The 7311-nt window shown below is 44.3% G+C and carries 5 protein-coding genes; all 5 read right to left on the reverse strand.

What is annotated here, in order from left to right:
- Positions 1-27 precede the first annotated feature (27 nt).
- The gene (locus ACMN7X_RS08845; protein WP_418747101.1) at positions 28-1659 is read right to left on the reverse strand and encodes a recombinase family protein; all 1632 of its coding nucleotides are present in this window, start codon (positions 1657-1659) and stop codon (positions 28-30) included.
- Complete coding sequence (locus tag ACMN7X_RS08850) at positions 1649-3340, reverse strand: recombinase family protein (RefSeq protein ID WP_418747102.1); 1692 nt, start codon at positions 3338-3340, stop codon at positions 1649-1651. Before ACMN7X_RS08850 ends, ACMN7X_RS08845 begins: the two co-directional genes overlap by 11 nt.
- 12 nt (positions 3341-3352) lie before the next feature.
- The gene (locus tag ACMN7X_RS08855; RefSeq protein ID WP_418747103.1) at positions 3353-5008 is read right to left on the reverse strand and encodes a recombinase family protein; all 1656 of its coding nucleotides are present in this window, start codon (positions 5006-5008) and stop codon (positions 3353-3355) included.
- Between the two features lie 307 nt (positions 5009-5315).
- Positions 5316-5522 (reverse strand): DUF6870 family protein, encoded by a 207-nt coding sequence (locus ACMN7X_RS08860; RefSeq protein ID WP_418747104.1) that lies wholly within the window; start codon positions 5520-5522, stop codon positions 5316-5318.
- A gap of 72 nt (positions 5523-5594) precedes the next feature.
- Entirely contained in the window at positions 5595-7154 is a 1560-nt protein-coding gene (locus tag ACMN7X_RS08865) for a hypothetical protein (RefSeq protein WP_418747105.1), read from the reverse strand.
- Positions 7155-7311: the final 157 nt, after the last annotated feature.

The raw sequence follows: 7311 nt of genomic DNA on the forward strand, positions 1-7311 counted from the left end.
TTTTGTGATTTTTGAAATGGCCTGCCCTCACGGACAAGCCACCTCATCGAACATATTTCTAAACTTCCACTTAATCTCATACCGGTCATCCCGATATATTCTCACTTCCTTTATCATTGCTTCAACCATTTCTTTCGTCAGCGCTGGCTCTCTTGCAAACAGAGAAATATTTTCAAGTTCTTTCAGTTGCTCATCATCCACCTCTGCCTGCATTACCATCTCTTTGCCCAACTCAGCGATCTTCTTCTCTGCCTCTTCAATCTCTGCATCACAGGCTTGTTTTACAGCCAGATACTGATTCCGGTCAGCCTCCTCCATGATATACAGTTCATAACAGTCCTGCTTTTCTGTTTTCTTTTGCAAAACCCTCTGCCGGAGCTGGCCGATTTCCCGTTCCAGCTTTGTAGCAGCCTCTTTTTTACCACTATTATCACGTTTTGCGATACAATATTTTTTCTCTGCCAGTTCCCCGATCTGCTTTATGGCTTTCAGCACAGCGGCGTTGATTCTGTCAACTTCATACCTCCGACAGTCACAGGTATTTTCATCCACCGGCACATCCGCATGTCTGGTTGTCTCGCAAAAAAAGATATCCGGCAGGTTCCTCCGGCATTCATAGCGCATAGCCCGGTTACAGTATCCGCACACGCAATAGCCACTCAAAACAGTTTTTCTGGGCCGATACTGATTTTCTTTCTTATTTCGTTTTTTCTTCATTATCCGGCTTTGCTCAAATGCCCGCTCAAATTCTTCCTCTGTCACAATCGCCACATGGCAGCCCGGCACAATGATCTGTTCTTCCACTTCATTCTTTTTTGTGTGGGTGCCGCATGGCGCTTTTTTGCTCCGTTTAAAGTTGACACACGCCCCTGTATAGACCCGGTTCTTTAAAATCGCCCACACCATGTTATACTGCCAGCAGATCACAGTCGTGTTTTTCCTAACCGTCATCTGCTTGCCTTTATATTTTTTCTCTGTCAGTGTTCCCGGTGTCGGCATCTCCGCCTGGTTAAGCATCTCCACGATCTCCGGTATGGTATGCCCTGACAACGCCATATCAAAAATGAACCGCACAATCTTTGCCCCTTCCGGCTCGATCTCAAGCTGGTTCTTCCTCTCCTTAGAGCGCACATACCCAATCGGCGCCTTTCCTAAATATTCCCCCTTTCTGGCCTTTGACCTTTTAGCAGCTGTTGTCTTTTTAGACAGGTCTTTACTGTATAAATCGTAAAGGAAGTTCTTGAACACAACATCCCAGTCTCCGGCAGTTCCCTCTTTTCCGTCACTGTCATAGTGGTCGTTGACTGAGATAAACCGCACACCCAGGAACGGGAAAATCTGTTCCAGATACTCCCCCGCATCCAGAAAGTTTCTGGCAAACCGTGAAAAATCCTTTACCATGATACACTGGATTTTCCCCCTCTTTACTTCCTCCATCATTTTCCGGAAAGCCGGACGGTTGAAATTTGTACCGGAATAGCCGTCGTCCACAAACTCGATCACCTCATAGCCGGACAAATCCTGCCGGCTGCTGTATGTATAGCGGAGCAGGTCTCGCTGATGGCTGACACTGGCGCTCTCGTCCATTTCCCCATTCGCCTTGAACAAATCCTCCTGGGACAGCCGGATATAAAATGCAAGAACCTGTTTATACTTCATCTTCTTCCATCTCCTTCAAAAAAGTCTGACAGGTATCCTTGAATTTGAAGATCACTTCGATATGCTTATCCTCAAAGACTCTGATCTCCTGTACAAGTGCCTCCAGCATCGGACGGTCAAGCTTCTTCTTTCTGGAAAACTTCTTAAACACCGCCGCCGTTTCCTCTGTTTTTGAGAGGAAGGTATCTATCTGCATCTTCTGCCCCATTGCTTTTTCAATTTGATTCTGAAGGACATTTTCCTGCTCCAGATAATCCTCCCTCATTTCCCGGTACTCCGCCTCACTTAATATTCCTTCACAGAAATTTTCATACGGGCTTTCACGCAGTCTGGAAACTCTGGTTTTTCTTTTTGTCAGTTCTGCGATCCTGCTTCTGCTGCTCTCGTAAACGCTTTCAATCCTACCGTCATTACTTCCGCACTCTACTTTCTGTGCCATATCCGCCATTACCTGAATCTGCAACTTTATCTGTGCAAGCACAGCGTCATGCAGCACGGTTTCCTTTATCGTATGGATACTGCACTCCCTCCGGTCAGTCTCCCTGTACCTCCCGCAGCGGAATACCCTGGTTACTGTCCCTGTCTTTTGGGATACCGATTTCCCTAGCTGCATGGAACCGCCGCAGTCCCCGCATTTCAGAATGCCACGGTAAATGTTCTCATACGGTTTTGCATTTCTATGGCTTTCCCTGTATTTCTTTTGGGAGGCTTCATTGATCTCCTGCACCTTGTCAAAGACTTCCTGCGTCACAAGAGGTTCGTGCATATGCTCCATGATCTTCCACGCTGTCCTTCCTGCCTCTTTTCTTTTTCTCTGCCCTTTATATAACGCCTTGGGTTCTTTGCCATGAACCAGGTGCCCCAGATAAACCGGATTGGAAAGGCAGTCTGAAATACTGGAAGAGAACCAGTATCCGCTGACCTTCTGCTTCGAGTTTCCCGCTTCCAGCTGTGCTTTCCTCTGGCTCGGCGTTACCGCATGGATTTCATCCAGATGTCTGCGTATCGCTTCGTAACTGTATCCTTTTAACCGAAGCTCGAACATCAGCTTCACATAGGGAGCCGTTACGGGATCAGGAACCAGTGTGAGGTCACCTTTCTTCAACCGCATATACCCATAGCACAGCCGTCCCGGAAGAAATTCCCCTTTATCCATCCTCGCATGGATACTGGTACAGATTTTCTGGGACAGGTCTTTGGCATACAGCTCGTTAATCATATTTTTTAACGGAACCGCCATGGTGCGCTCATCCGTGCTGCTGTGCAGGCTGTCATACCCGTCCGTCACCGCAATGAAGCGGACTCCCATAAAAGGAAAAATGTTCTCCAGATATTCGCCTGCTTCCAGATAATCCCTGCCGAACCTGAAAAGGTCTTTTACCACGATGCAGTTTATTTTCCCTGCCTTGATATCCTCCATCATCCGGTTAAATTCCGGCCGTTCAAAGGTTGTGCCTTTCTTCCCATTGTCAACATAGGTGTCTGCCAGTCGCAGTTCCGACTGTCCGTCCACAAACCGGTTGCAGATGCTCAGCTGGTTCTCAATGGAATCTCCTTCATCCTGCTTGCCACTGTTTACCAGAGAAAGCCTCCCGTATATGCCGCAGAGATAAATGCTATCCTCCGGATTCATCAATGGCGCTGCCACGGCCGTTTCCTGTTTTCTGCTCTTTCTTGCCATCGTCCGTCCCTCCTACTGTGCCAGCGCAAGCTCCGGCATTTCTGAATCACTTTGGTAATTTCCTATCTTTTCCAGAAGCATGGCCATTTCGTCTGCGTACCGGAACACAACTTCCATTTTCCCTTCCTCATAGACCATGACCCTATCCAGCAGTGTAGTAACCACCTGCCGGTTCAGCTCCGGCACATTCCGATATTTCTTAAATTCCTGAATCCAAAGGTTGCTGCTCCGGTTACCCTCTACGGCTTCTTTCCGTTCATGCTCCAGCCGTTCCAGCGCCTGTTCCTTTTCTGAAATGCGCTTTGAGAAACTGCCCCGGTATTCCTGGTACTCCTTTTCATCAATCATGCCATCGCTCAGATCTTCATACAGCTTCATTTTCATCCGCCTGTACTTTTGTATTTCCTGCCGCAGCTGTTCCATCTGTGCGTCATAATTAAAAACCGTCCTCTGATGCTCCGGCAGCGTGTCAATATACGTCAGAAACTCATCCATCCGGCAGACGGTCTCTATCTGGCCCTGTATGGCACGGAACACCCTGTCCGTCAGTTTCTTTTCACTGACCGAGTGGCTGGAACATCCCTTTTTGTGCTTGTTTGTGGAGCAGACATAATAAAAATATTTTCTTCCTCCGGACGGCACGGCCTTCCTTACCATGCTGTTCTTACAATCCCCGCAGAACAGATAGCCGGAAAACAGATACAGCTCCTTTTGTTCCGGCGCTGTCCTCGTATCCCGTTTTAACAATTCCTGTACGGTCTGAAAATCACGAAACCCAATGATTGCTTCATGTGTGCCTTCTACCCGAATCCATTCCTCCGGCTTTTTTGCAATCTGTGTTTTGACCTTATAGTTTGGAGTGCTTGTTTTTCCCTGTGCCATAACGCCGGTATAAGCCTCCTCTGTCAGAATCCGGTTAATGGCATTGACCGACCAGAGGGCAACCGGATGGATTTTAAAGCTGGTGGAATATTTCAGCCCTATAGATTTTTTGTACTCCAACGGGGACAGGACGCCATTATCATTCAGAAAATCTGCAATCCGCTGTTGGTTGATACCCTGCAGCTTCATCCGGAATATCGTCTGTACAATCTCTGCGGCATATTCATCCACTATAAGCCTGTTCTTATCTTCCTGGGATTTCTGGTATCCATAGACTGCAAAGGCGCTGATACATTCCCCTTTCTTCCTTTTGATATCCAGCTGGCTTCTGATCTTCACGGAAATATCCCGGCAGTAAGCGTCGTTTACCAGATTTTTAAAGGGGAGGATCAGGGAATCTGACTCACCCTTTTTCCCTTCGCTGTCATAGTTGTCATTGATAGAAATGAAACGGACACCCATAAACGGGAAGATACGCTCAATGTATTTTCCCACTTCAATATAGTTTCTTCCGAATCGGGATAAATCTTTGACGATCACGCAGTCAATCTTCTTTGCCTTGATATCCTCCATCATCCGCAAGAAGCCGGGGCGGTCAAAATTCGTCCCCGAATAACCATCGTCATCGTACTCTGCAACGATCTCAATATCGCTATGTGATTTTCCATAGTCCTTAATGAGTTCCGTCTGGTTGATGATACTGTTGCTTACCTCACCCCTGCCATCATCCTGTGACAGTCTTTTATAAGCGCCGGCACGATAAGTTTTATCTTTCTTTTTTGCCATAAAAAAACCTCCTGTGATTGAGACATAGGATTACCCTCAATCATAGGAGTTCTGCTCATTGTTAGTTTTAAATTTTTTTGACCTGCATCCAAGTTACCATAACTCCGCGCATTTTTCAAGAGGGTATGCGATAAAATTTTTTAACAGTTCAGCCATAGCCCATGCAGTGTGCGAATCATGCTCGCATGAATAAACACACAAATGGGGCTATGAGCAGAGCGCCCACTTATGAGCAAAGTTAGCTGCAAAGCAGCGGGAAAGCCGCATAGCGGCCTTTGCGAATGGGCGTGAGCGGAACTGTTATTCCTTACAGATTCCGCACATATTCTTCCAGACGTTCCTCCAGGGTTACGTCCGTATCTATAAAGCTGACCTTTACCACCACGCCATCATCCAGATAGCAGTATGGATTTTTGATCTGCTCGATAAAACTCAAAATGCGTTCTTCCCGGCTCATGGTCGGATCAAGCTTCATAAGCTCCTCGCAAAATCCCTCCTGGACTTTTTCCATCATAATAAATAGTACATCCACTTTTGCATTTCCTTCCTGTTACTCTTTTGAATAGCGAACTTATGGTCACGTTCTTTATGCTCGTATTCTAAAAGTACCAGACGCATATCTTCGTACTAAAAATACAGCGACAAAATAATACAGGACACACAGGACAATCGAAGCCACCCCGAGATAAAATGATGATATATCCATTTTCATAATCCAAAGACATATAATAAACGGAGCCGTCTCAACAATGCGATAATCGCTACTTTTAACGTGCGTCCCCACATTGTAGGGCTGTAAAAGGTAATATATGAGCAGATAATGTATAGAAAAGAATATACTTAAACAAATGGATTGCAAAATGATAATGATGTAATCTACTTCATTTCCTATGTTGCCATACATTAAGGCAGACAAGCACATTCCCATTGTCAAAGCAGGGAGCAAATTGATCTTTATAATCTCGCGTAGCCGGATAAGGAACAATCTAAAAATATATTCCGGCCTTTTGAAAAAGGAAAAAGTCAATAAGCTGTAATCGCAATTCATATACAACGCTTTTGTGTAGTCACCACCACGGTTGACAAGGTACATGACAAAAAACAAAGCTGATGGAGGCCAGCACAAAAGCAAAGTATTTATTTGTTCCTTTAGCATTGGCTGTAAAGAGCCTGCCAGTAACAATAGAGCTGTTAATACAATGCAAGCTGCTGTAATACGTTTTACTGATTTCCATAAAATTTTGCGGTGTCGTTTTACAAACAGATCATTCAAATATTCCAAGCCCTTTTTGTGACTGGATTCAACGGGACTATATGCTATTGCCTGTTCTGACTGCTCGTGTTCGTTTTGTTTTACTGTGTTTTCAGCCTGTGACAATATTTCTCGATACATAGACGGATAGTGTCTAAAGGTAAGCACTTTGTAAATAGACAAAGTCCCTGCTAAAATAGATACTACCATGATTGCCATGCTCATTTGAATAAGTAAAATAATCTGTACCGTTGGAAGTCCATAAGCCCCAAACAATATCAGTAAGATAATTCCCCATATAAGATAATTGATATGATCTTCGTTAGGGGCTTTTTGGGTTCGCTCATAATATGATAAGGAGATTGCAGCAACAATCAACTTTAAGCTCACAACGAAAAATGGGATAAGCATATATTGTAAAATGCTCAATCCTGCTAAATATCCTGCTATCCCGCCTATTACGGCAAAACCTATAAAAGTTTTCAAAATATAATAGAGATAGTTACTTACAGCATAACTCTGTGTGTCCATTCTCAATAAAACTAAAGCATAATACTTATCCTTACCCGGTTTGAAAACATAGGTGTTTGTAAAAGAACCGAGCAGAGTTAAAAACACGAATATGTGCAAAAACAACTGTGATTTTTCCTGTACCGGATAAAGCATTGTCGCTCCGATAAGCATAATCCCGAAGTAAAGCAATTTTACTACAAAAACTGAAAGAATTTCCCAAATCACGGACAGCGTATTGGCAAGGCTTTTAAGTTTGAATGAGCAATAAATATTTTCGGGCAAAAAACGATTGATAATGGGTGTCTGCTGAAGCATATACAAAATACTATTTATCCGATAAGCGTTCTTCAAAGAAAGGGATATGGCTAATATTCTTTTCATTCTATCCCCTCCTTTAATGCCTTGATAATTTTCTCTTGAAAAGGGGCTGTAAAAAAAGTCCTTAATTAAGAAACGCCAGTTCCGGTAAATGCCGGATCTGGCGTTTCTTTGTATATTACATCAAATATTCTGATAAATGTTACTTGTTTTGGTGAAA

Source organism: Frisingicoccus sp. (assembly GCF_048388605.1).
Lineage (GTDB): Bacteria > Bacillota > Clostridia > Lachnospirales > Lachnospiraceae > Frisingicoccus.